This window comes from Haloarcula sp. MBLA0138, assembly GCF_055632455.1.
In genome coordinates this window covers 1,855,853-1,875,798 of the sequence record NZ_CM145746.1, presented here as the reverse complement: position 1 = coordinate 1,875,798, position 19,946 = coordinate 1,855,853, and the positions used below count along the sequence as shown (strand labels likewise).

25 protein-coding genes are annotated in these 19,946 nt (G+C 71.7%); 8 read left to right on the top strand and 17 right to left on the bottom strand.

What is annotated here, in order from left to right; genetic code table 11:
* Nucleotides 1-48: 48 nt before the first annotated feature.
* The 5 genes from ACV7JO_RS09975 to ACV7JO_RS09955 all read right to left on the bottom strand — a co-directional run bounded on the left by ACV7JO_RS09975 (nucleotide 49) and on the right by ACV7JO_RS09955 (nucleotide 4,299).
* Nucleotides 49-525: an HTH domain-containing protein gene (locus ACV7JO_RS09975; protein WP_470353260.1), complete on the bottom strand. Its 477-nt coding sequence runs from the start codon at nucleotides 523-525 to the stop codon at nucleotides 49-51.
* 263 nt (nucleotides 526-788) lie between these two features.
* Nucleotides 789-1,721, bottom strand: a complete 933-nt coding sequence (locus ACV7JO_RS09970; RefSeq protein ID WP_470353259.1) for a sulfide-dependent adenosine diphosphate thiazole synthase — start codon at nucleotides 1,719-1,721, stop codon at nucleotides 789-791.
* Between the two features lie 148 nt (nucleotides 1,722-1,869).
* Nucleotides 1,870-2,637 (bottom strand): hypothetical protein, encoded by a 768-nt coding sequence (locus tag ACV7JO_RS09965; RefSeq protein WP_470353258.1) that lies wholly within the window; start codon nucleotides 2,635-2,637, stop codon nucleotides 1,870-1,872.
* Nucleotides 2,638-2,674: 37 nt separating this feature from the next.
* Complete coding sequence (locus tag ACV7JO_RS09960) at nucleotides 2,675-3,424, bottom strand: 4-phosphopantoate--beta-alanine ligase (protein WP_470353257.1); 750 nt, start codon at nucleotides 3,422-3,424, stop codon at nucleotides 2,675-2,677.
* A 38-nt stretch (nucleotides 3,425-3,462) separates the two neighbouring features.
* Nucleotides 3,463-4,299: a pantoate kinase gene (locus ACV7JO_RS09955; protein WP_470353256.1), complete on the bottom strand. Its 837-nt coding sequence runs from the start codon at nucleotides 4,297-4,299 to the stop codon at nucleotides 3,463-3,465.
* Between the two features lie 121 nt (nucleotides 4,300-4,420).
* Between ACV7JO_RS09955 and ACV7JO_RS09950 the strand changes: the two genes are divergently transcribed.
* The 4 genes from ACV7JO_RS09950 (at nucleotide 4,421) to ACV7JO_RS09935 (ending at nucleotide 5,955) form a co-directional block, all read left to right on the top strand.
* Nucleotides 4,421-4,723 carry a UPF0175 family protein gene (locus tag ACV7JO_RS09950; RefSeq protein ID WP_470353255.1) on the top strand — a complete coding sequence of 101 codons (303 nt, stop codon included), beginning with the start codon at nucleotides 4,421-4,423 and terminating at the stop codon, nucleotides 4,721-4,723.
* A complete protein-coding gene (locus ACV7JO_RS09945; RefSeq protein ID WP_470353254.1) occupies nucleotides 4,720-5,232 on the top strand; it encodes a PIN domain-containing protein in 513 nt (170 codons plus the stop codon). The genes ACV7JO_RS09950 and ACV7JO_RS09945 overlap by 4 nt, the downstream gene beginning before the upstream one ends.
* 95 nt (nucleotides 5,233-5,327) lie before the next feature.
* Nucleotides 5,328-5,717 carry a prefoldin subunit beta gene (locus ACV7JO_RS09940; protein WP_470353253.1) on the top strand — a complete coding sequence of 130 codons (390 nt, stop codon included), beginning with the start codon at nucleotides 5,328-5,330 and terminating at the stop codon, nucleotides 5,715-5,717.
* A 1-nt stretch (nucleotide 5,718) separates the two neighbouring features.
* Nucleotides 5,719-5,955: a DUF3194 domain-containing protein gene (locus ACV7JO_RS09935; protein ID WP_470353252.1), complete on the top strand. Its 237-nt coding sequence runs from the start codon at nucleotides 5,719-5,721 to the stop codon at nucleotides 5,953-5,955.
* Nucleotides 5,956-5,967: 12 nt separating this feature from the next.
* Here the strand turns inward: ACV7JO_RS09935 and ACV7JO_RS09930 are convergent, their stop codons facing one another.
* A complete protein-coding gene (locus ACV7JO_RS09930) occupies nucleotides 5,968-6,276 on the bottom strand; it encodes a DUF8142 family protein (RefSeq protein WP_470353251.1) in 309 nt (102 codons plus the stop codon).
* A 178-nt stretch (nucleotides 6,277-6,454) separates the two neighbouring features.
* On the opposite strand from ACV7JO_RS09930, the gene ACV7JO_RS09925 reads away from it, so the two are divergent.
* From ACV7JO_RS09925 to ACV7JO_RS09915, 3 genes are all read left to right on the top strand, one after another.
* Nucleotides 6,455-6,934, top strand: a complete 480-nt coding sequence (locus ACV7JO_RS09925; protein WP_470353250.1) for a bifunctional nuclease family protein — start codon at nucleotides 6,455-6,457, stop codon at nucleotides 6,932-6,934.
* 87 nt (nucleotides 6,935-7,021) lie between these two features.
* Nucleotides 7,022-8,254 carry a type IV pilin domain-containing protein gene (locus tag ACV7JO_RS09920; protein WP_470353249.1) on the top strand — a complete coding sequence of 411 codons (1,233 nt, stop codon included), beginning with the start codon at nucleotides 7,022-7,024 and terminating at the stop codon, nucleotides 8,252-8,254.
* A gap of 80 nt (nucleotides 8,255-8,334) precedes the next feature.
* Nucleotides 8,335-8,997 (top strand): HAD family hydrolase, encoded by a 663-nt coding sequence (locus tag ACV7JO_RS09915; RefSeq protein ID WP_470353248.1) that lies wholly within the window; start codon nucleotides 8,335-8,337, stop codon nucleotides 8,995-8,997.
* An 8-nt stretch (nucleotides 8,998-9,005) separates the two neighbouring features.
* Here ACV7JO_RS09915 and ACV7JO_RS09910 read toward each other — a convergent pair whose 3' ends face one another.
* From ACV7JO_RS09910 to ACV7JO_RS09860, 11 genes are all read right to left on the bottom strand, one after another.
* The gene (locus tag ACV7JO_RS09910; protein WP_470353247.1) at nucleotides 9,006-9,407 is read right to left on the bottom strand and encodes a hypothetical protein; all 402 of its coding nucleotides are present in this window, start codon (nucleotides 9,405-9,407) and stop codon (nucleotides 9,006-9,008) included.
* Nucleotides 9,408-9,456: 49 nt separating this feature from the next.
* Nucleotides 9,457-10,374, bottom strand: a complete 918-nt coding sequence (locus tag ACV7JO_RS09905; protein WP_470353246.1) for an NAD(+)--dinitrogen-reductase ADP-D-ribosyltransferase — start codon at nucleotides 10,372-10,374, stop codon at nucleotides 9,457-9,459.
* 104 nt (nucleotides 10,375-10,478) lie between these two features.
* Nucleotides 10,479-12,020: a (R)-citramalate synthase gene (locus ACV7JO_RS09900; RefSeq protein WP_470353245.1), complete on the bottom strand. Its 1,542-nt coding sequence runs from the start codon at nucleotides 12,018-12,020 to the stop codon at nucleotides 10,479-10,481.
* Between the two features lie 159 nt (nucleotides 12,021-12,179).
* On the bottom strand, nucleotides 12,180-12,527 hold the full coding sequence (locus ACV7JO_RS09895) for a DUF192 domain-containing protein (RefSeq protein ID WP_470353244.1): 348 nt from the start codon (nucleotides 12,525-12,527) through the stop codon (nucleotides 12,180-12,182).
* Between the two features lie 53 nt (nucleotides 12,528-12,580).
* Nucleotides 12,581-13,063: a metal-dependent hydrolase gene (locus tag ACV7JO_RS09890; protein WP_470353243.1), complete on the bottom strand. Its 483-nt coding sequence runs from the start codon at nucleotides 13,061-13,063 to the stop codon at nucleotides 12,581-12,583.
* 70 nt (nucleotides 13,064-13,133) lie between these two features.
* Nucleotides 13,134-13,964 (bottom strand): SAM-dependent methyltransferase, encoded by an 831-nt coding sequence (locus ACV7JO_RS09885; RefSeq protein WP_470355768.1) that lies wholly within the window; start codon nucleotides 13,962-13,964, stop codon nucleotides 13,134-13,136.
* 2 nt (nucleotides 13,965-13,966) lie between these two features.
* Entirely contained in the window at nucleotides 13,967-14,341 is a 375-nt protein-coding gene (locus tag ACV7JO_RS09880; RefSeq protein WP_470353242.1) for a 6-pyruvoyl trahydropterin synthase family protein, read from the bottom strand.
* A gap of 24 nt (nucleotides 14,342-14,365) precedes the next feature.
* The gene (locus tag ACV7JO_RS09875) at nucleotides 14,366-15,385 is read right to left on the bottom strand and encodes a zinc-dependent alcohol dehydrogenase (protein WP_470353241.1); all 1,020 of its coding nucleotides are present in this window, start codon (nucleotides 15,383-15,385) and stop codon (nucleotides 14,366-14,368) included.
* Nucleotides 15,378-16,160: a GTP cyclohydrolase IIa gene (locus ACV7JO_RS09870; RefSeq protein ID WP_470353240.1), complete on the bottom strand. Its 783-nt coding sequence runs from the start codon at nucleotides 16,158-16,160 to the stop codon at nucleotides 15,378-15,380. The genes ACV7JO_RS09875 and ACV7JO_RS09870 overlap by 8 nt, the downstream gene beginning before the upstream one ends.
* A 6-nt stretch (nucleotides 16,161-16,166) precedes the next feature.
* Entirely contained in the window at nucleotides 16,167-16,943 is a 777-nt protein-coding gene (locus ACV7JO_RS09865) for a CDP-alcohol phosphatidyltransferase family protein (RefSeq protein ID WP_470353239.1), read from the bottom strand.
* Nucleotides 16,940-18,697: a Gfo/Idh/MocA family protein gene (locus ACV7JO_RS09860; RefSeq protein WP_470353238.1), complete on the bottom strand. Its 1,758-nt coding sequence runs from the start codon at nucleotides 18,695-18,697 to the stop codon at nucleotides 16,940-16,942. Before ACV7JO_RS09860 ends, ACV7JO_RS09865 begins: the two co-directional genes overlap by 4 nt.
* Nucleotides 18,698-18,776: 79 nt before the next feature.
* Between ACV7JO_RS09860 and ACV7JO_RS09855 the strand changes: the two genes are divergently transcribed.
* On the top strand, nucleotides 18,777-19,922 hold the full coding sequence (locus ACV7JO_RS09855; RefSeq protein WP_470353237.1) for a glycosyltransferase family 4 protein: 1,146 nt from the start codon (nucleotides 18,777-18,779) through the stop codon (nucleotides 19,920-19,922).
* The last annotated feature ends 24 nt before the right edge of the window (nucleotides 19,923-19,946 follow it).

Here is a 19,946-nt window from a genome sequence, read left to right as displayed (position 1 = left end):
CCCGCATGATATTCGTTGTGAACGCGGCCGGTGTCGCTCCGCCCGCGCTCAGTCCGACTCGTGGGGCAGCCGGTCGGCGTCGTCGCCGAGCGCGTCGAGGAGGTCCTCCACCGTCCACGTCCGCTCGCCGTCGGTACAGGGGTAGAAACCGACGAGGTCGTCGCCGCCGTACACCGCGACGGCGAGCATCGGCGTCTTCAGCACCTCCTCGCTCCCGCCGACCAGCAGCGACGCCGTCCGCGTCTCGAAGGGGGGTCGGACGCTCAGCCCGTTGTCGCCGGCCCACTGCTCGAACGTCTCGACTGTCTCCAACAGGTCGTTCGGGCCGTCGCGGCCGGAGACAGTGACCTTCTCGGGCCACGTCTCGACCGAGAACTCGTCGAGGTCGCCGCTGGCTCGGAGGGTACTCAGCCGGTCGATGACCGTCGTTCGAGGACCACACACCGGGCGTCGAGTCCAGAGGACGACCGAGCGCTCGGGGACCGCCACGCGGTCGTCGGTCGCCTGTCGCGTGTCGCCAGACATTGATTGTCAATCACTCGCATATTCGCAACAGTCATACATAATCGTTGTTACTAGCGAGATATTAGTCCTAATACACAGATATATTCCGAGCTAAAGTGGACAGACGACCAAATCGACCGACGGGCGTCAGCGGATGGACGACCCGTCGACGGGGTGGGCGGCGTGTCGACGGGATGGGCGACCCGTCGTCCGGGCTGTCGGGGAACGGTCTCGCACACCGACGGCCCGACCGGGACTGCCGGAAGGGGGTACGACGAGTCGTCTCAGTCGTCCGCGGGCGTCGCGGCGTCCCGGGAGGTCAGGTCGACGGGGTCGGCGTCGACCTCCAGTTCGTCGAGCGCGACCTGCGCGGCGCGCTTGCCCGAGACCAGCATGGCACCGAACGTCGGCCCCATCCGCGGGAGGCCGTAGGTCGTCGCCGTCGCCATGCCGGTGACGACGAGGCCGTCGTGGGCGAGACCGGTGTGTTCGACGACGGCGTCCTCGCTCTCGCCGACCCACATCGAGTCGTGGCCGGGCGAGTCGTGGCCGGGCGCGCCGTAGGTGTCGTCGCCGGTCTGGTCCATGCCGCTGTTGTCCTTGGCGTCCTCGATGCCCGGCGCGTTCAGGACGCCGCGCTCGTCGAGTTTCTTGACCGCCATCGCGTCGTGACCGGTCGCGTCGATGACGAGGTCGGCCTCGACCGCGATGGGGTCGACGCAGGTGATTTCGCGGGGCAGCGCGTGGACCGGCGTCCAGTTCATCACGATACCACCGACGCGGTGGTCCTCGCGGATGACGATGTCCGTGAACTCGGTCATGTTCTGCATCTTCGCGCCCGCGTCACAGGCGGCCTTGATGAGACCCGAGCAGGCCTCCGGCCCGTTGGCGATGTAGAGGCCCTCGCTGTCCTGCGAGCGCTTGTAGTCCACGTCCAGTTCCTCCAGCACGTTCTGGGCCGGGTCGCGGACGGTGACCTTGTTCATCAGGAAGCCGCCGAGCCAGAACCCGCCGCCGAGGTAGTTGTTCTTCTCGACGACCATCGTCTGGACGCCCCGTTCCGAGAGTTCCTTGGCGGCCATCAGCCCCGAGGGGCCGCCGCCGACGATGATGACGTCCGAGTCCGAGAAGTCCATGAACTCCTCGGTCCACTCCTGTCCGATAGCCCGTGTGACCTCCGCCTCGCCGACGTCGCTGAACTTGTCGAAGTCGCTCATACAACTAAGTAATATCTAGCAGTGGTAGATAGGTGTTGTGGTCCGCGACAGGCGGGCCCGCGTTCCGGCGACCGTAGCGGTCGCTTCCGACGGGTGGGGCGTGTCCGGCCAAAGCGCGACCGGAGTTCCCAGCGGAATCAGCGGCCGGTCACTGCTCGACGACCGGCGTCGAACACCGCAGACACAGCACGTCGCCGCCGGCCCAGTTCACGTCGGTGGCGTCGCAGTCGGGACAGCGGTAGGTGGCGTTGTCGTACTCGGTCGTCCCGCGGGGTGCGGCGAGGTGCCCGTCGGCGACGGCCCGCTCGACGAGGCCGGCGAACCGCTGACGTTTGAACGTCGCGCGACGGGCGAGGAAGGCCCCGGCGTCCTCGGGGTCCGGGCCGTGGAGGTCCGCCCACGCGACGGCTATCTCGCCGTCTGCCGACCCGCGGGCGACCTGCTGTATCGGCGCGGTGGCGGCCTCGAACAGCGGCGTCGTCGCCAGCGCCTGCGGTCGCTCGATATCCGGGCCGGCGGACCTATAGGCGTCGGCGGCCGACTCGTAGGCGTCCGCGGCCCCGTCGAGGCCGCCGGCGGTCCGGAGGTCGGCGACGAACTCGCGCAGACACGCCGCCTGCCCCGGCCGGCCGAGCGCGTTCGTGAGGTCCTCGGCGACGGCGACGCCCTCGACGGCGCGCCGTGTGGCCCGGTCCGCGCGGTCGGCGACGCGGTAGGCGACGGCGGCGACGATCAGTTGTTCGAGCGCCTCGCCGACCCATCCCTTCGGGTCGGGTTCGAAGGGCGACCGCCCGGCGCGGGGCGCTGCGAGGCGGGTCCACGCCGCCCGGGTGTACTCGTCGCCGGCGTCGTCGTACCGTCGGGCCGCCAGCGCCGCGATAGCGGCGTCGCGGTGCCCGTCGTCCGCGTCGGTCATGGCCGAGACAGGGGCCGGCGGGACAGAAGGGTTGCGCTCAGTCGAGGTCGCCGCTGCGGATGGCCCGCTCGGCGGCGTCGAGCGCCGCGTCGGCGTCGAAGGCCTCGACCGCGTCGCGCTGGGCCGCCGTGTCGCCCGACAGGTCGTGGGCGTGAGCGGTCACGTTCGGAACCGCCCGGACGATGTTGTCGACGATGGGTACCTCAGCGACCTGCGCCGACCGCGAGAGGGGGTTCAGGTCGACGACGAGTTCGGTCTTGCCCATCTCGCCCAGCGCCTCGGCGCGGTCGCCGTCCTCCAGCGGGACCAGTACCACGTCCGCGCGTTCGATGCCGTCGGCGTCGACCTTCGCGCGCTCGTGGTCCAGTCCGGGGATGCACCCGTCGGCGTCGAGTCCCAGCACGTCCTCGGCCCCGTGGTCGCGGAGGTGGTCGGCGATGGCGCGCATCCGCTCCTCGGTGCGGTTGAAGAGGTTCACTTCGAGGGCCGCGCCGGTCGCCGCGGCGAGGGCGACCAGTTCGTCGGGGACGAGGGCGGCGGCGTTGCCGTTGACCGAGACGACGGCGTGGTCGGCCCGCAGGAGGTGGGCGGCGGCCGCACGCTCGGCCCGGTCGGCGCTGTCGGTGGTGCGCTCGCCCAGTAGGTAGTCGTAGGCCTCGCCCCGGCCCTGCGCGATGAGTCCCTGTCGGGACGTGATGCCCTTCTCGACGCCGGCCTCGATGCGGTGGCGCGTCAGCAGAGAGTCGTAGCGCGGGTGGCTCTCGGGAACGTTGACGTCGTCGCTCATGAGACGCTCTCGGGGACCGGGGGCGGAAAAGCCGTCGGTCAGGGGCCACTCTCGACGGTCGCACCGGGGGGGTACACTTCGCAGACGCTGGCGTCGTAGCCCGCGTCGGTCAGCCCGGTCCCGACGGCGAAGACCGTCTCGCCGAGCATCGCCATCGCCGCGTCGCCCCCGGCCGCGGTCACGTCCTCGACGACCGAGCGCACCGGCGGCGTCAGGAGGTCGGCCTCCCGGGAGAACTGGCGGGCGGCGCGGGTGACCGTCGACAGCGTCGGCTCATCGACGACCAGCGAGAGGGCGCGCTCGCCGGCGGCGGTCAGCGCCGCGGTGTCGTCGCCGATGACCGCGGCCGTCGATAGCTCGCCGAGCGTGTGGTACTCCACGCGGGCGCGCTCCGGAACCTCGTCGACGTAGTTGAACTCGGGACCGCCCGGCTCCAGTCGGAGCGGGACCCCGCCGCGAGCCTGCCCGACCACGTCGCCGAGGCCGGTACCGGCCTGCACCTCCGCGCCGTGGGCGACGGTCACGAGTTCGTTGTACGAGAGCCCCCGCGAGAGCGCGGCGTTGGTCGCCAGCGCCGTCCCCAGCGCCGTCGCCCCGGAGACGCCGAAGCCCGCACCCAGCGGTAGCGGCGTCTCGGCTGCCACTGCGACGGTCGCCCGGAGCGTGTCGAGCACCGTCTCGACGGCCGCCATCTCGACGGGGTCGCCGTTCAACTCGACCGAGCGCTCCGCGGCCGGCCGGACCGTCACGGAGACGCCGTCGGAGACGGCGATACCACCGCCGCGAGAGCCGGTCTCGATGGGGTCCTCGGCCCGGTCGACGGTGAAAAAGCCGGTGACGTGGCCGGGGACGAACGCCGAGGCTCCGTCGCTCATTGCCGCCACGTGGGGGACCGTGCGGGATAACTGTTGGCAGTCCCGGCCGTCCTGTCGCTCGGCCGACATCGGCTGCCACGACCCGTACTTTGATGTGTTTACGCAGAACGACTGCGTATACATGCCGACGATAAGTGCGCGACTCCCGAGCGAGGAGAAGGCGGAACTGGACGACGTGGCGGACCTGCTCTCGGAGGACCGCTCGACGACTATCCGGAAGGCTCTCCGGGAGGGACTGGAGACACTGCGCATCCGCGTCGCCGTCGAGCAGTACCAGTCCGGCGAGGTATCGACGGTCGAGGCAGCCGAAATCGCGGACCTCTCGGTCTCGGAGTGGCTCGACGTGGCCCGCGAGCGCAACCTCACGACGCAGTTGGAGCTGTCGGACCTCGAACTCGATGCCGACACGGCCGCGGAGCTATGACGCGGGTCTACCTCGGCCCCACCTCGCTGTACAGCCTCGGGCAGGTCGGGGAGCTTCCGCTGCTTGACGCCTTCGACGGCGAGGTTGTCGTCCCCGAGACCGTGGCCGACGCCGTCGACGTGGAACCGGCGGCGACGAACCTCGGGGAGTTCGTCGAGAGCGGCGGCGTCACCCCCGTCGCCGACGACCGGGGCGAGCAGGCGCAGTCCCTGTTGGGCGACCGGGACCTCGGCCCCGCGACCGCCGTCCTCTCGGGCGTGTTGGCCCACCGCGACCGCTCGGACCGCTCGGCGGTCGCCATCGTCTCCGAGGACCGTACCGTCCGCCGGGTCGCGCAGGGACTGGGCGCGGAGGTCACGAGCAGTTTCGGCGTCGTAGTCCGGGCCGCCATCGAGGACAAGTACCTCAGCACGGCGCAGGCGAAACGCATCGTCCGGCGCATCGACCAACACGGAACGCACCTGACCGGCGAGTTGCGCGAACGCGCCGTCGGCGAAATCGGGGAGTAGCGAGCCGCTCTCGCCCCGCCGCTCGGACACAACTCTCGCGGTCGGCGGGAGACTGAAAGCGTGGGTTTAACACGCCGGGCACCAACCGTCGGAGTATGCAGGGTAACCTTCCGCCGGAAGCACAGGAGAAGCTCGAGGAGCTACAGGACCTTCAGGAGACCGCACAGCAGGTCGCCGCCCAGAAACAGCAGGCCGAGACCGAGCTGCAGGAGTCCCAGACAGCGCTGGACGAACTGGACGAGGTCGACGAGGACACGACGATGTACCGCGAGGTCGGCGAACTCCTCGTAAAGACCGAGTTCGACGAGGCCGAGGACGACCTCGAAGAGAAGGTCAGCAGCCTCGAAGTCCGCGTCGAGACGCTGGAGAAACAGGAGGAGCGCGTCCAAGAGCAGTTCGAGAGCCTCCAGAGCGAGCTTCAGCAGATGCTCGGCGGCGGCGGTGCGGGCGGCCCGGCCGGCGGTCCCGGTGCCGGCGGCGCGTGAGATGCCGACCGACGACGAGGTAGTCGAGACGGCCGCCGACGCGGCCGAGAACGTCGTCTTCTCGCGGTTCGACGTGAGCGATGTCGAGGACGTCGACGTGACCGTCACGTTCGAGGACGGCGTGCTGGAGGTCGACGTGTACGTCAACGCGCCCGAGAGCCGACTCGACGAGGCCCGGGTGGCCGACGACGCGGCGCTGGCCGCGCGCGCGGCGGTCGACGACCTCTTCGACGCCTAGTTCTCGACCACCCTAGTTCTGTGGCTCCCCGGTCCGGTCGCTCGCGAACCCGGTCCGGAACGCTATCCAGCCCAACACGGTGACGAAGAGGATGGGCGGGAGAATCATGAACCCCCAGAGCGGGTCGAGCCCCCAGCCGAGCAACAAGACGAGGTCGAACAGCCCGATGAAGAGAAACGGCGAGACGTACTTGGCCGCCTGCCAGCGGTCCATCGCGTCGGTGTCGACGATGCTCGACTCGTCGCCGTCGGCCAAGAGGTCCGCCGTCGTCCGCTCGTCGGCTGTCTCCTCCGCCAGCCCGGACCCAGCGGTGTCGTCCATACGGGTACTGCGGGAGCCACGGGCAAAAACGTCGCGTTCGATGCGTGTGACCGTCGGCCGGCCGCGCTGGCGGCCGCGAGCGTCGCCGTTACGCGTCGGGCACGGACCGATGCGGAGGTGACACACTGTTGCGCGGGCCGCGGGGTAGCTTTTCATACCCGCGCGCCGAACTCCGGGTATGGACCACGAGGCCTCGGTCGAGGGCGTCGGCGTCGGGGTGAGCGAGGAGGGAACCGGGACGCCGGTGGTCCTCCTCGAAGCCCGCGAGGAGATTCTCCCCATCTTCGTCAGTTCCGACCAAGCCCAGTCGATGCAACTCGCCATCGAGGGCGAACCCTTCGAGCGCCCGCTGACCCACGACCTGCTCGTCGAGATGGTCGCGGAGTTTGGCGGTGCCATCGACCGCGTCCGCATCGACGACCTCGCGGACAGCACGTTCTACGCGAAGGTAGACACCGAGCAGTACACCGACGACCGGCGCAAGGACATGGTGTTCGACGCCCGCCCCTCCGACGGTATCGCACTCGCCCTGCGGGTCGACTGCCCCATCGTCGTCTCCGACGAGGTACTGGACGCGGCGGGTCGCCCGCCCGAAGAGTTCGAGGCGGCCGACGAGGACGAGGGGCCGGACGACGGCCCGGGCGAACTGGGTCTCTGAGGTCCTCCCGAATCGCCCCCGGACGACGCCGTGTGGCGGTCGGTCCCACAGAGGGCTTATACTGGTCACGCACGTTCGGTGTAGCTGGTGACAACCCCAGCCTCGTCCGGGTCCCGCGGCGTCAGCCCCGTTGTCTCGACGGTGTTGCTGGTCGCCATCGTCGTCGTGTTGGGGTCGGTCGTGTCCGTCCTCGCGCTCGGCGTGAGCGACGGCCTGGGTAGCACACCGACCGCGGATTTCGAGTTCTCGCTCGCCGACGACGGGCTGACGATTACGCACGCCTACGGGGACACCGTGGACGCCGCGGCGCTCTCGGTGACGGGCGAGGACCCCGACGGGACCGTCTCGTTCGGTCCGTGGCCCGGCTCCGGAACCGTCAGCGCCGGCAGTTCGATGCGGCTGTCGAACGCCGACGGGGACGAGCGCCTCCGCGTCGTCTGGGCGGCCGACGGTCGGTCGGCAGTCCTCGACGAGTGGACCGGGCCGGAGTACGGGCAGCGGGCGGGCGGGTCGACGCCGGCCCCGTCGGGACCGACCGACCCGGGACAGGCGTTCCGTGACGCGGACGGCGACGGCGTCTACGACGACGGCGAGACGACGGTCGCGGCGAGCGACTTGGCCGACGGCTACACGACCAGCGAGCGGTTGGTCATCCCCGACAGCGTGTCGGTATCGGCAGCGGACGGGACGACGATATCGGCCGACGGCATCTACCTCGCCGGCGAGGTGACCGTGACCAACAGCGGCGCGGCCGCCGGGGCGACCCTCGACGCCAACGGCGGCACGCTCCGCATCGAGAACGGCGTCGTCGACAGCCGGCGCGACCAAGCCGCGGTCACGCTCCGCGGCGCGGCCATCGAGGCGACGGGAGCGACGATCGCCGCCAACGGCGAGGTCGACATCGACAGCTCCGGCCCGGTCACGCTCGACGGGACGACCGTCACCTCGACGAAGGACGCGGCCCGCGTCGGCATCGACGGGGCCGGCGTCTCGGCGTCGGGCGCGACCGTAACCGGCAGCGGCCCCATCGAGATTCGCTCGACCGGCGGCGGCGTGGCGCTCGACGGCGCGACTGTCAGGACCGACAAGCGCGGGGCACGGGTCACGCTGGCGGCGGCGTCGGGTGACATCGACGTGCGCAGCGCGACGCTGGACTCCGGGACGACCAATCCCGGGCCGAACAACGAACTGGTGGCGACGGTCGACGCGGGCCGAACCGTCGCCGTCGAGGACGCCGTCCTCAACGACGGCGACGACGTGCTCGATGTCACCCCCAACGGCGCGGCGACGGGGACACCACAGACCGGCAGCGTCGGCTGAGCGGGCTCCGTTCTCGGAAGGGACGGCCGGTCGCCACGGTAGAGAAAACTTCTCGACGCTCCGGCCCGGAGTGGCTGTCGATGGGCTACGAAGCGGTCGTCTTCGACAACGACGGCGTGTTGCTGACCCTGACGAGCATGGCCGCCCACCGCGCCGGTGCACGCCGAGCGTTCGCGGCCGCCGGCGTCGCGGCCCCGGACCCCGACCACGTCGAGACGATGAGCATCGGTGTCACCGTCCCCGAACTGGAGGCGGTCTGTGACCGTTACGGCGTCGACCCGGCGGCGTTCTGGCCGTTGCGCGACGGCGAAATATCGGCCGTCCAGCGGGCCGAGATACGGGCCGGCGAGAAGAGCCCCTACGCCGACGTGGCCGCTATCGACGCGCTGGACTGCCCGTTGGGCGTCGTCTCCTCGAACCAACAGGCCACGGTCGACTTCGCCTTCGACCGTTTCGGGCTGGCCGACCGCTTCGAGACGGTCCGGGGTCGCCCGCCGACCGTCGAGAGCCTCCGCCGGAAGAAGCCCCGGCCGTACTACGTCGAGCGCGCGCTCGACGACCTCGGGGTCACGGACGCGCTGTACGTCGGCGACAGCGAATCCGACGTGGTAGCCGCCCACCGCGCCGGCGTCGACGCGGCGTTCGTCCGCCGGCATCACCGGGCCGACGCGACGCTGGACGAGCGGCCGGAGTACGAGGTCGATGGACTAAACGAGGTCGTCAGCGTGGTCGAGGAGGCCTAGCGGCCGCTTCAGTGGGTCTCGTACGTCGGCGACGACCCGCGTCCGTCGCGTGCATCGACGTAGCGGTCGACGACGTTCGACGCCCACTTGGCGTAAAACTGCGGCATGAACTCGTCGCCGTCTTGGTGCCGCCTGTCGACGCGCTCCCACGCGTTCGTGGCCGCGTCGCGGACGGCGGCGGTCGAGAGGGCGTCGAGAATCGACGCCGCGGCCGTTCGGGCCTCGTCCCGCCGTCGGCCCGATTCCCGGTCGAGAAGTTCCTTGGCGACCGCACTCAGCAGGCGGTCGCGGGTCTCTAACGCCGAGTCAGTGTCGGCGTATCGCTCGGTGAACCGGGACTCGATACCGCCCGCTTCGCGACCCCGTGCGAGCCAGTCGCGGTCGGACAGATCGGTCAGGTCGAGCCCCATCGCTGTACCTATCAGTTGTCTCCCACTCAGTATAAATTCTTCGTGCGCCTCACGCGTCGGGGCACAGGTCCCGTAACTGCGAGTCGAGGTCCCCGAGGGCGGCCACCTCCGAGACGCCGACGATGTCTCGGTACCTGTCGAACCACTCCCAGACGGACGACTGGGCGTCCGTGTCAGTTATCGTGAGCCCGGACTCGGCGGCAGTCGCGAGGAGCGTCGCGACCTCGTCGTGTTCCACGCGGCCGAAGCGGTCCGGGTCGAGAAGCGGGCGGTAGACCGGTTCGTCGCTGGTGGGGAGGACGACGTCGCGTCTGTCTACGATGTCCGAGATGTCGCCGCTGACCTGTACCTCGGCGTCTTTGAACCCGATACTCCCGCCCTCGACGAACTTCAGCACGAAGTCCGGTGCGAGGAGTACGTCCGACCGGTCGACGACCGTCTCGAAGACCGACAGTCCGTACTCCCGGGCAACGACGGGGTTGGTCGTGAAGTTGTTGACGCAGTTGAGTTGCAGGTCGAGATAGCGGTCCCCGGGGTTCGCCAGCACTTCCCGAACGAACTCGCCCGTCGAGTGGCGGAGCCCGCGATAGAGGCGAATCTCGTCGCCGAACTCGCGTTCGAGGAAGGTCTGCGTCGCGTCGTACAGCCGCTCGACGAAGGCCTCGTCCTCGTCTGACGGGGCCATGCCGAACAGATCGCCGTTTCGCACGGCGCAGTCGACCCCGTGTTCGCTCTGCATCGCAAGCGCGTGGGAGCGGGCGTAGTTCCCGTAGCTCGACCGCTTCCAGTCCCAGATGCGACCGAGATGTAGACGGGTCAGCCTGTCGCCGAAGGCCTCGGTGAGGGAGTCGACGAACCGCACCTGTGCCGAGTCGCTGATTGCGGGGTAGGGGTCGGCGGCCCGGCCGTCGAAGGTCAGTTCCGGGTCGACGAGGTCGGTCTCACAGTCCGCGATAATTTCACTCATGCGAGAGATACAAGTCTGAGAGATATGCCGCGTCGAGCGTTATAAAGCTTCCAACTGCCGGACAGGCGTGGCGAGTCGCCGCGTGGCTCGTGGACCGGTCGTGTTTAGTCGTCCGCGACCAGCGTCTCGCCGTCGTCGGCCATCAGCCGGTCCATGGCGTCGACCATCGCGCGCACGGAGGCCCGGGTGATGTCCGAGTCGCTGGCGGCGATGGCGACGTGGTCGTCGCCGCGGGACATCTCGATTTCGACGGTGACGACGGCCTCGGTGCCGCCGGTGATGGCGTCGACGTGGTAGTCCTCCAGCGTGGCGTCGGCGGCGTGTGACAGCGCGGTCTCGGCGGCGTTCATCGCGGCGTCGACGGGGCCGGAACCGGTCGCGGCCTCCTTGCGCTCCTCGCCGTCGACCGAGAGGCGGACGCTGGCCGTGGGCGTGTCCGAGCCCGAAACCGCCGTGAGTCCGAGCAGTTCGACGCGGCGGTCCTGTTCCTGTCCGGTCACCTCGTCGGCGATGGTCAGGAGGTCGGCGTCGGTGACGCGCTTGCCGCGGTCGCCGAGTTCCTTGACGCGGGCGACGATGTCGCCGAGCTGGTCGTCGGTCACGTCCACGCCGCGCTCGTCGAGGGCGGCCTTCACGCCCGCGCGGCCGGCGTGTTTCCCCAGCGCGAGGCGGCGCTCGCGGCCCACCTTCTCCGGGGGGTAAGGCTCGTACATCGCGTCGTCTTTCAGGGTGCCGTCGGTGTGGATGCCCGACTCGTGGGTGAAGGCGTTCTGCCCGACGACGGCCTTGTTCGGGGCCAGCGGGATGCCCGTCCGGTTGGCGATGAGTTCCGCGAGGTCGTAGGCCTCGGTCAGGGCCATCGTCTCGACGCCGTAGCCGTGGTCCAGCGCGATGGCGACCTCCTCCAAGGCGACGTTGCCGGCCCGCTCGCCGATGCCGTTGATGGTGCCGTGGACGAGGTCCGCGCCGGCCGCGACCGAGACCAAGGCGTTGGTCACGGCCAACCCGAGGTCGTCGTGGGTGTGGGCGCTGACCGGCCCCAGTTCCGAGAGCCGGGAGACGCACTCAAGTGCCCGGTCGGGGGTCGCGTGGCCGACGGTGTCGGCCCAGCAGACGCGGTCCGCGCCGGCGTCGACGGCGGCCCCGAGCAGTTCTTCGAGGTAGTCGAGGTCGGCCCGGGAGCCGTCCTCGCCGATGACCTCGACCCAGAGGCCGTGGTCGGTGGCGTACTCGACGAGGTCGACCGTCGAGGCGACGTTCTCCTCCCGGGAGGTGCCGACCTTCTGCTCGACGTGCTTGTCGCTGGCCGGCACGACGAGGTTCACGCCGTCGACGTCACACTCCAGCGCGAGGTCGATGTCGTTGCGGATGCCGCGACAGAAGCTGGTGACCGTCGCGTCCAAGTCGAGACCGGCCACCCGCGAGATGGTCTCGCGCTCGCCCGGGCCGGTGCAGGCGCTGCCGGCCTCGACGACGTCGATGGCCGCCGCGTCGAGCTTGCGGGCGATGTCGGCCTTGTCGTCGGGCGTCAGCGAGACGCCGGGGGCCTGCTCGCCGTCTCGGAGCGTCGTGTCGAGAAACTGTACGCCGGCTACCTCGTCGAGGGGACGCGTCGCTGGGTGGTCCCCGAACAGTGTCGTTGTCACAGAAGGGTCACGTCCATCAGGCTGCGCGGCGAATTTCGCGCCCAGCCGCCTCGCGGCGACTTCCTCTATCCTCCGTCGGGTGTTCCGACATGGTACCCTCTACTCTAACCTTCACTATCTAAAGTCTGGCGGAACGCCCCCGGTCGTCGTCGCCGCCGCTTACGCCTCGATAGCGACCGTATCGCCCGGTTCGACCCCGTCGGCCGCGCCGGCGGGGAGTTCGAGTACCGTGTCCGCCACGGCCCAACCGAACGACCGCCACGGGTGCATCGTCGCCACGTCCCGCACCTCGCCGTCGACCAGCCAGAGCACGTCGGTGGGGAAGCGGACGAACAGCATGTGGATGAACCGGCGGCCGACGCCGTCGAAGGGGAACACGAGCGCGTAGTCGTCGGGTATCGACGCTCGGAACATCAGCCCGCGGCTCTGTTCGAGCGCTGACTCCGCGCGGTCGACCTCGGCGGCGAGGACCCGACGGTCGCCGTCGGGGTCGTGGACGACGGGCATACGCCGGCCGACGGCGCGGGTCCGCAAAAGGGTTCCGTCGACTCGGCGGCCGGTCAGTCCCGCTCGGCGGACCCTCGCCGCTCGGAAGCCGCGGCCCGGAGCCGTCGTGTGGCCGCAACCAGTACGGCTGCCCAGAACGCGACTTCGAGGAAGAATGCGGGCGTCCAGAGGTAGTAAAAGAGGAACTCGACCGGCGGGAGTCGGAGCGGGGCCGGCGGGGCGACGAGTGGCCAGCCGAGAAACAGCGCGTCGCCGGGCCGGCCGTTGAGGACGACGTGAAGAGCGTCGAGGAACAGATGCGAGGCCCACCCGACGGCGACCGCCAGTCCCGCCCGCCCGGACAGCGCCAGCGGGAGCAGTACGACCGCCAGCAGCCCGCTGTGGCCGACCGAGTGAAACAGGTCGACGACGCCGGCCGAGGCGAGGGGCTTGTCGACGAGGTCCGGGAGCGCGGCCCCGGCGACGAGCCACAGCGGCGACAGCCGCACGTACCGGCCGAGGACCGCGGCGGCGGCCAGATGGGTCGGGAACAGCACACGCTCGCTAGAGCGCTCGCGGGTAACACCGTTACGCCCCGTCGAGCGTCGACACCTCGGCGGCGGACCGCTACGGACGAAAGAGCAGGTCGTACTGGTGGGCCACGTATGTCAGTTCCCCGGCGGCCAATTGGTCGCGTCTGGTCGCCAGCCAGTCGTCGGCCCCCTCGACGGCGGCGTCCGCGAGCGCGTCGGCCACGTAACCGAGGATGCAGTCGAGGAAGTAGCGCTCGTCGGCTGGGTAGCCGTCGCCGGCGGGCCGGACCACCCAGTCCGACGCGCCGACGGCGACGAGGGCGTCGCCGGCCAGCCGCGAGAGCAGGTGCCGACCCGCCCGCGGGTCCCGCCCCGGATGCGCGGCGATGGCGTCGTGGTAGGCCCGCTCGACGCGGTCGTCGGCGGGGTGGTCGGGCTGGAACAGCGTCGTGCCGTCGAAGGTAATCGGGAGGTAGGCGAGCCCGTCGGGACCGGTCGCCCGGTCGAGAGCGTCGCGGAGGTCCGCAAGCGGGACGAGGTCGGCGAAGGCCTGTCCGACGACGAGGTCCGCCCCGTCCGCCTCGACTGCCAGCGCGTCGCCGGTCGTAAACGCCACGTCGAGGTCGGCGACCCGGAGGCCGTCGGCGGTCCGCTCGACGGCGTAGCCCGCGTCGTCGAGTTCGTCGGCGCGGCGCTCCCGGGCGTGGTCGACGAGGTGGCGCTCGCGCTCGACCCCCCGATAGCGCCCGTCGGTGACGCCCCACGCGAGCAGTCGGGGGACCGTCGTCCCGGTGCCGGGGGCGAACTCCGTTATCGTCGGTGACGGCGGGAGGCGGTCGAGCAGCGCGTCCCGGACCCGGCGGTTCAGCGCCCGGTCGTCGACGGTGCGCTTGGCGTCGAGGTACCGCACGTCGTCGTGGTCCATGCTCACAGGGCCCGCTCGTAGCTCGCCCACGCGGCGTCGTCCTCCCACATCCGGACGGTCAGGCGCTCCGGCGTCGCCGGGTCGAGTCGGTCGGCCACGCGGTCCGCGAAGACCCGCGCGAACAGCTCGACGCTGGGGTTGCCGTCGAAGGCAGGCAGGTCGTTGAGCAGTTCGTCGCGGTACCGCTCGGTCAGGTCGTCCAGCGTCGTCTCCACGGCGTCGATGTCGACGAGGTAGCCGTACTCGTTCAGCGCCGGGCCGGCGAAGCGAACGTCGGCCTCGTAGCGGTGACTGTGGACCTCTCCCTCCGGGCCGGGGTCGGGCACGGTCAGGAAGTGCTGGGCGACGAACTCCCGGGAGACGGACAGTTCGTACATACCGGTGACTGGGGCGGTGGCCGCTTAATCCCCCTGCTCGTAGGTGAACACGACCGCCAGCGCGTCATCGTCCGCGGCGACCCGGTCGTAGGCCGTCGCCGCCTCGCCGAAGGGGACTCGGTGGGTGACGAGGCGGTCGAGTTCGTGGTCCCGGACGGCCTGTACCGCCCGGTCCATCCGCCGGGACTTGTCCCAGCGGCCCCGCAGCGTCGGCGAGATGGTGCTGACCTGACTGGAGACGAGGTCGACCCGCCCCCGGTGGAAGTGCCCGCCAAGGTCGAGTTCGGCCGGTTTGGTCCCGTACCACGACCCGACGACGACGCGGGCGTCGTAGCCGACGGCGTCGATGGCGTCGTCCAGCGCCGCGGGATTGCCCGACACCTCGACGGCGAGGTCCGCGCCCGAGGGGCCGCTCCAGTCACAGACCGCGTCCACGTCGGCGGGCGGACAGGTCGCCGTCGCGCCCAGTTCGGCGGCGACCTCGCGACGGCTCGCGACCGGGTCGACGACGACGAGGTCGGCCAGCGGGAACCCCGAGAGGACCGCCGTCGTCGCCAGCCCGACGGGGCCGGCCCCGAAGACGACGACGCGCTCGCCGACCCGCGGGGCGGCGTCCAGCACGAAGTTGACGGCCGTCTCGGCGGTGGGAAACAGCGTCGCGGTCGCGGGGTCGATGTCGTCGGGAACCGGCTGGAGCCGCTCGGGCGGCAGACAGAAGTGGCTCTCGTGGGGATTGAACCCGAACACGAGGCGGTCGCGCCACGCCGCGTCGACGTTGTCCCCCACCTCCGTCACCCGGCCGACCGCGGCGTAGCCGTACTGCACCGGGTAGTCGAAGCGACCGTCGAGCGTGTCGATGGTCTCGTCGACGGCCATCTCCTCGGGAACCTCGCCGCGATAGACGAGCAGTTCGGTCCCGGGGCTCACCCCCGAGACGGCGGTCTCGACGAGCACCTCGTCGGGGTCCGGGGCCGGTCGCTGCGCCTCGCGGACGGTCACCGACTCCGGCCGCTCGAAGTAGAGCGCGCGGTGGCGGTCAGTCATCGGCGCTGGCACGTTCCGACTCGGTCACCCACTCGCCGGTCGAACGACCCCGTTCGAGCGCGTGTTTGGCGTCGATACCCGCCGACTGGGCCGTCTCGCCGGTGCCGACGCCGACGCGCATCTCGACCCCGGTCGCCTCCCGGACGCCCGCCAGAACGTCGTCGTAGACCGCGGCCCCGAGCGGCGGGCAGACCGAGATGGCGTTGTCGCCGCCGACGAAGGCGGTGACGCCGCCGTGTTCGCGCATCCGGTCGGCCAGTTCGACGGCGGCCCGGCGGATGGTTCGCTCGGCGTCGAAGGCGTGCTCGCGGTCGGTGTACCGGCCCGTCGCGTCGACCACGTCGAAGTGCGCAACGGCGAGCGGACCCGACGGCGACCGCTCGCGGGCGGTCGCCAGTCGCTCGACCCGCTCGGCGTCCTGCGCGCTCCCGGTCTCCTGTAGCGCCTCGCTCGCGCCGCCCAGCGCCGCGGCCGGCGTCGCGCCGGTCCCGACACCGACGCTCGCGGTCACCGGATAGCGGTTCCCGACGAGGCGCTGGAAGCGGCGGTGTTCCTCGGGGTCGATGCGGTTCGTCACCGCGACCATGTTGTCGTACCGTCCGGGGAAGACGTAGCCGTCCCGGCTGCCGACGAAGTCAGCGAGGTCCGCGTAGAGGCGGGCCTGCAGGCTCTGTAAGGACGGTTCCGGCCGCGGCTCCGGCGTCACGGTCCACGGGCCGTAGTCGTCGAGTTGGACGAGCGAGAGTTGGACGACGGAATCGGGTGCCCCAGTCACATGGCGCTATTTGACCAGACTACCATTACTCTTCGGACCAGTCACGGCGACGAAGTCCCGAGCGAACACCGCAAGCGAGGGGAGCAACACGGCCGGGGCGGCAGCGCGGACCAGCGGCGTCGGCGCTGCGGGGGCAAGCGCGACGGTGAGAAACGCCATCTGCAGGGCGGCCAGCGGCCGGCGGAGTCGGCTCGGCGGGAGGTCCCCGACGGTCCCGCCGCGCCGGCGGTGGAGCCAGCACCCGCCGCGGTAGGCGTAGCGGGCCAGCGACAGCGAGAGGTAGTACACCGGGAGCCACCCCCACGCGACGGCCACGAGCGGCGCGACCAGAAACCCGGTCGTGTCGACCGCCATGTCGAGGCGCGCGCCAAGTTCCGTCTCGGTCCCCCACGACCGGGCGAGGGCTCCGTCGGCGGCGTCGAGGACAACCACGGTCCCGTAGCCCAGCGCCGGGAGCCACGCCAGCGCCCCGTCGACGTCGAGGAGCGCGAAGCCTGCGACGCCGGCGACGAGCGCACCCCGGCCAAGGGTCACGGCGTTGGCGACGCCCAACGTCGGCAGGCGGACGCCGTCGGCGTCGCGGACCGCGTCCCGGGACAGCCACAGGTAGCCCACGAGATACGCGAGGACGGCCGCGGTCGGGCCGGTCCAGCGCAGCGCCGGACCGGCGGCGACGGCGGTGAGCAGCCAGTGCCCGGCCGCGAGGGCCGCGACGCCGGCCGCGGCGACGCTCCCGACTTCGAGCGCGCGGCGGCCGCCCAGTCCGGTGGCGTCGTGGCTCATCGCCGCGCCCCCGCCAGCCGCCGGCGCTCCGCGGCCGAGAGCGGCGTCCCGGCACCGGCCAGCGCCGTGGTGGTGCCGTCGGCGACGACCGGAACAACCCCCCGAGACGCCTCGCGCGCGACCGCGAGACGCGCCGGCGAGACCGCCCGGTCGGCCGCGACCGCCCGCGCCGCGTCGTCGACGAGCACCGACGGGTCGGCCACTCGACACAGCACGCGGGTGCCCGCGTCGTGCAGCACCGATAGCACCCCGTCGGCCGGCGGCGACCCGGACGCGACGAGCGCCGGCGGGGCGTCGAACTCGGCAGCGATACTGGGGTCGGCGACCGCTCCGACCGCCCGCAGGTCACCCCGCTCACTGGCGGCCCGCGCGGCTCCGAGCCGGTCGGGCGTCGGTCCCGCGACGAGGACGGAATCGAGCGCGGCCACGCCCAGCCGCGACCCTAGCCTACCGACCGCCTCAGCGACGGACGACCCGGCCGGGACCACGCCGCCGACGTGGACCGACTCGCGGGCCGGCGCGCCGGGCGCGGACAGCGCGTCGTCGACGGCTCCGGCCGTCTCCGGGTCCGCGAGGAGGAGCCGACAGCCGGCATCCAGCGCCCGCTCGCAGGTGTCGGCACCGCTGGTCGCCGAGGCGAACCCGACCCGCGGGAGCGCGAGGCTCGCCGGTCGCGTCGGCGGGTCCGCCGGCGGCCGAGCGACGGGCACTGCCGGCCGCGCCGCCCGTGCGCCGCAGTCGGGCACCGACACCGGACCGCCGTCGGCCGCGGCCGCCTCGACGGCCGCACAGACCGCGACGACGTGAGCGCCGCGGCGGGCCGTCCCGAGCGCTGGCCGGTCCCGCTCGACCGAACGGGCGAGCGATACGGGACCGTCGGCGTAGCTGGCCGTCCGAGCGGGTCGAGTCGGTGGGACCGGCGTGTACTCGCGGCCGGCGCGTCCGAACTGCACCCTATCGGTCGTGTCGGCCTGTGCTCCGGCGTCGTCGAGGTACAGCGAGCCGTCGTCGCCGTGGAGTTCCACCCCGTAGAACTCCCGGCTCCGGTGGGGCACGTAGAGGCTGGCGGTCAGCCGGATGCGGGGGCCGTCGCGGTGGACGAGGACGGCGTCGACGTGCGAGTGGGCGTCCGGGGCCCGCGCCTCGCGGTCGGGCCACGGCCCCGCGCCGTCGGCGAGGACGACCCGCTCGACCGGTCCGAACCACGCGACCAGCAGGGTCAGGGGGTAGACGCCGCCGTCCCACAGCGGCCCGACCGCGAGGACGGAGCCGGGGTCGTCGTGCCACTCCGTGACCCGGCCGACGTGGGCGTGGGCGTAGGCGAGGCGAACGGGGCCGAGTCGGCCGTCGGCGAGCAGGCGGGCGGCACGGCGCTGCCCGGGGCCGTGCGGGTTCGTCGGCGCACAGCCAAGCCCCAGTTCCCGGCGGTCGGCGACGGTGACCAGTTCGCGGGCCGTCGCGGGGTCGAGCGCGAGCGGTTTCTCCGTGTAGACGTGTCGGTCGGCCAGCAGCGCGCGCCGGGTGACGGCGGCGTGTGCCGCGTGGCCGGTGAGGTTGACCACCAGCGGCGCGTCCTCGGCGTCGAGCGCGGCCGCCACGTCGACGTGGGCCGCGGCGTCGTACCGGTCGGCCGCCCGGCGCGCCCGCTCGGCGTCGGTGTCGCAGACGGCGGTCACGGAGAGCGCGTCGGCGGCGCTGAGGGCGTCGAGATAGCGCCCCGAGACGGCACCTGCCCCGACCACTACGCAGTCCATGCGACTGTTTGGGCGGCCGCGGGCAAAAGGGCGGACCCGATAGAGATGGGTTTTAGTCCGCTCCGCCGGAGTGGGGCTCATGGCTCGCGTGGCGGTGTTACACAACACGCTCGACCTGCGCGGCGGCGCTGACGCGGTCTGTGCGCACGTCTGCGAGGCGCTCCAGACCGCTCACGACGTGACGCTGTTCACCCTCTCGGAGACAGCGCTGTCGACGCTCAACGGGCTATTCGGCACCGCGGCCGACGTGCCAGTCCGGACGCCGCCGGGGACCGGCATCCTCGCCCCCGCGCTGGCCCGGGTCGACGACGCGTTCGGCCCACAACTCGCTCTCCGGAGCGCCGCCCTCGTCCGGTGGTTCCGCCGGCACGCGGCCGGGTTCGACTGCGCAGTCAGTACCGCCAACGAGTTCCGCCTCCCGGTGCCGTCAGTGCAGTACGTTCACTTCCCGCAGTTCAACGCCGCCGTCGGCGGTCCGGGCGAGGGCAACGGCGACGGCGAGAGCGGGCCCCGTGTGGCTGCCAACCGGCTGTGGACGCGGCTCGCGGGGCTCGGTGACCGGCGGCTCCCGGCCGACGCGACGCTGCTGGCGAACTCGGGGTACACCGCCGACCACGTCGCCGCCCGGTACGGACGCCGGCCCGCGGTCGTCCACCCGCCGGTCGACCCGATTCCCGGGCGGCCGTGGGCACAGCGCGAGCGGGGCGTCGTCACCGTCGGCCGCGTCGCGCCGGACAACCACACGCTCGACGCCGTCCGCGCGGTCGACCGCGCCCGAGCGCGGGGCGTCGACCTCCACCTCCACCTCGTCGGCTCGACCGCCGACGCCTACCGCTCGTACGTCCGCCGGGTCGAGACGGCCGTCGACGAGCGGGGCCACGTCACGCTGGAGCGGGCGGTCTCGCGGGCGCGCTTGGAGACGCTACTGGGGAGCCACCGCTACGGCCTCAACCCCAAGCCCGGCGAGCACTTCGGGATGGCGCTCGCGGAGTACGTCGCCGCCGGGATGGTCGCGTTCGCCCACGATTCGGGCGGCCAGCGCGACGTCGTCGACGGGGCCGAGGACCGGCTGTTCGACTCGCCTTCGGGGGCCGCCGACCGACTGGTCGCCGCCGTCAGGTCCGACGCCCGGCCGCGCCTGTCCGCCGACCGGTTCGCCAGCGACCGCTTCCACGAGCGGATACGCGAGGCGGTGGCGTCCCGGCTCGCCGCAGAAAGCGCTTGAACGTACCCGAAACGCCCCCGTATC

What these genes read in the sequence shown, in the direction of transcription:
- ACV7JO_RS09960 (WP_470353257.1), bottom strand. Translation starts at nt 3,424, where the DNA reads ATGAGCGACGACGTCAACGTTCCCGAGAGCCACCCGCGCTACGACTCT.
- ACV7JO_RS09940 (WP_470353253.1), top strand. Translation starts at nt 5,328, where the DNA reads ATGCAGGGTAACCTTCCGCCGGAAGCACAGGAGAAGCTCGAGGAGCTA.
- ACV7JO_RS09915 (WP_470353248.1), top strand. Translation starts at nt 8,335, where the DNA reads ATGGGCTACGAAGCGGTCGTCTTCGACAACGACGGCGTGTTGCTGACC.
- ACV7JO_RS09930 (WP_470353251.1), bottom strand. Translation starts at nt 6,276, where the DNA reads ATGGACGACACCGCTGGGTCCGGGCTGGCGGAGGAGACAGCCGACGAG.
- ACV7JO_RS09865 (WP_470353239.1), bottom strand. Translation starts at nt 16,943, where the DNA reads ATGAGCCACGACGCCACCGGACTGGGCGGCCGCCGCGCGCTCGAAGTC.
- ACV7JO_RS09860 (WP_470353238.1), bottom strand. Translation starts at nt 18,697, where the DNA reads ATGGACTGCGTAGTGGTCGGGGCAGGTGCCGTCTCGGGGCGCTATCTC.
- ACV7JO_RS09895 (WP_470353244.1), bottom strand. Translation starts at nt 12,527, where the DNA reads ATGCCCGTCGTCCACGACCCCGACGGCGACCGTCGGGTCCTCGCCGCC.
- ACV7JO_RS09945 (WP_470353254.1), top strand. Translation starts at nt 4,720, where the DNA reads ATGACGCGGGTCTACCTCGGCCCCACCTCGCTGTACAGCCTCGGGCAG.
- ACV7JO_RS09935 (WP_470353252.1), top strand. Translation starts at nt 5,719, where the DNA reads ATGCCGACCGACGACGAGGTAGTCGAGACGGCCGCCGACGCGGCCGAG.
- ACV7JO_RS09925 (WP_470353250.1), top strand. Translation starts at nt 6,455, where the DNA reads ATGGACCACGAGGCCTCGGTCGAGGGCGTCGGCGTCGGGGTGAGCGAG.
- ACV7JO_RS09975 (WP_470353260.1), bottom strand. Translation starts at nt 525, where the DNA reads ATGTCTGGCGACACGCGACAGGCGACCGACGACCGCGTGGCGGTCCCC.
- ACV7JO_RS09950 (WP_470353255.1), top strand. Translation starts at nt 4,421, where the DNA reads ATGCCGACGATAAGTGCGCGACTCCCGAGCGAGGAGAAGGCGGAACTG.
- ACV7JO_RS09910 (WP_470353247.1), bottom strand. Translation starts at nt 9,407, where the DNA reads ATGGGGCTCGACCTGACCGATCTGTCCGACCGCGACTGGCTCGCACGG.
- ACV7JO_RS09970 (WP_470353259.1), bottom strand. Translation starts at nt 1,721, where the DNA reads ATGAGCGACTTCGACAAGTTCAGCGACGTCGGCGAGGCGGAGGTCACA.
- ACV7JO_RS09855 (WP_470353237.1), top strand. Translation starts at nt 18,777, where the DNA reads ATGGCTCGCGTGGCGGTGTTACACAACACGCTCGACCTGCGCGGCGGC.
- ACV7JO_RS09875 (WP_470353241.1), bottom strand. Translation starts at nt 15,385, where the DNA reads ATGACTGACCGCCACCGCGCGCTCTACTTCGAGCGGCCGGAGTCGGTG.
- ACV7JO_RS09880 (WP_470353242.1), bottom strand. Translation starts at nt 14,341, where the DNA reads ATGTACGAACTGTCCGTCTCCCGGGAGTTCGTCGCCCAGCACTTCCTG.
- ACV7JO_RS09965 (WP_470353258.1), bottom strand. Translation starts at nt 2,637, where the DNA reads ATGACCGACGCGGACGACGGGCACCGCGACGCCGCTATCGCGGCGCTG.
- ACV7JO_RS09955 (WP_470353256.1), bottom strand. Translation starts at nt 4,299, where the DNA reads ATGAGCGACGGAGCCTCGGCGTTCGTCCCCGGCCACGTCACCGGCTTT.
- ACV7JO_RS09885 (WP_470355768.1), bottom strand. Translation starts at nt 13,964, where the DNA reads ATGGACCACGACGACGTGCGGTACCTCGACGCCAAGCGCACCGTCGAC.
- ACV7JO_RS09905 (WP_470353246.1), bottom strand. Translation starts at nt 10,374, where the DNA reads ATGAGTGAAATTATCGCGGACTGTGAGACCGACCTCGTCGACCCGGAA.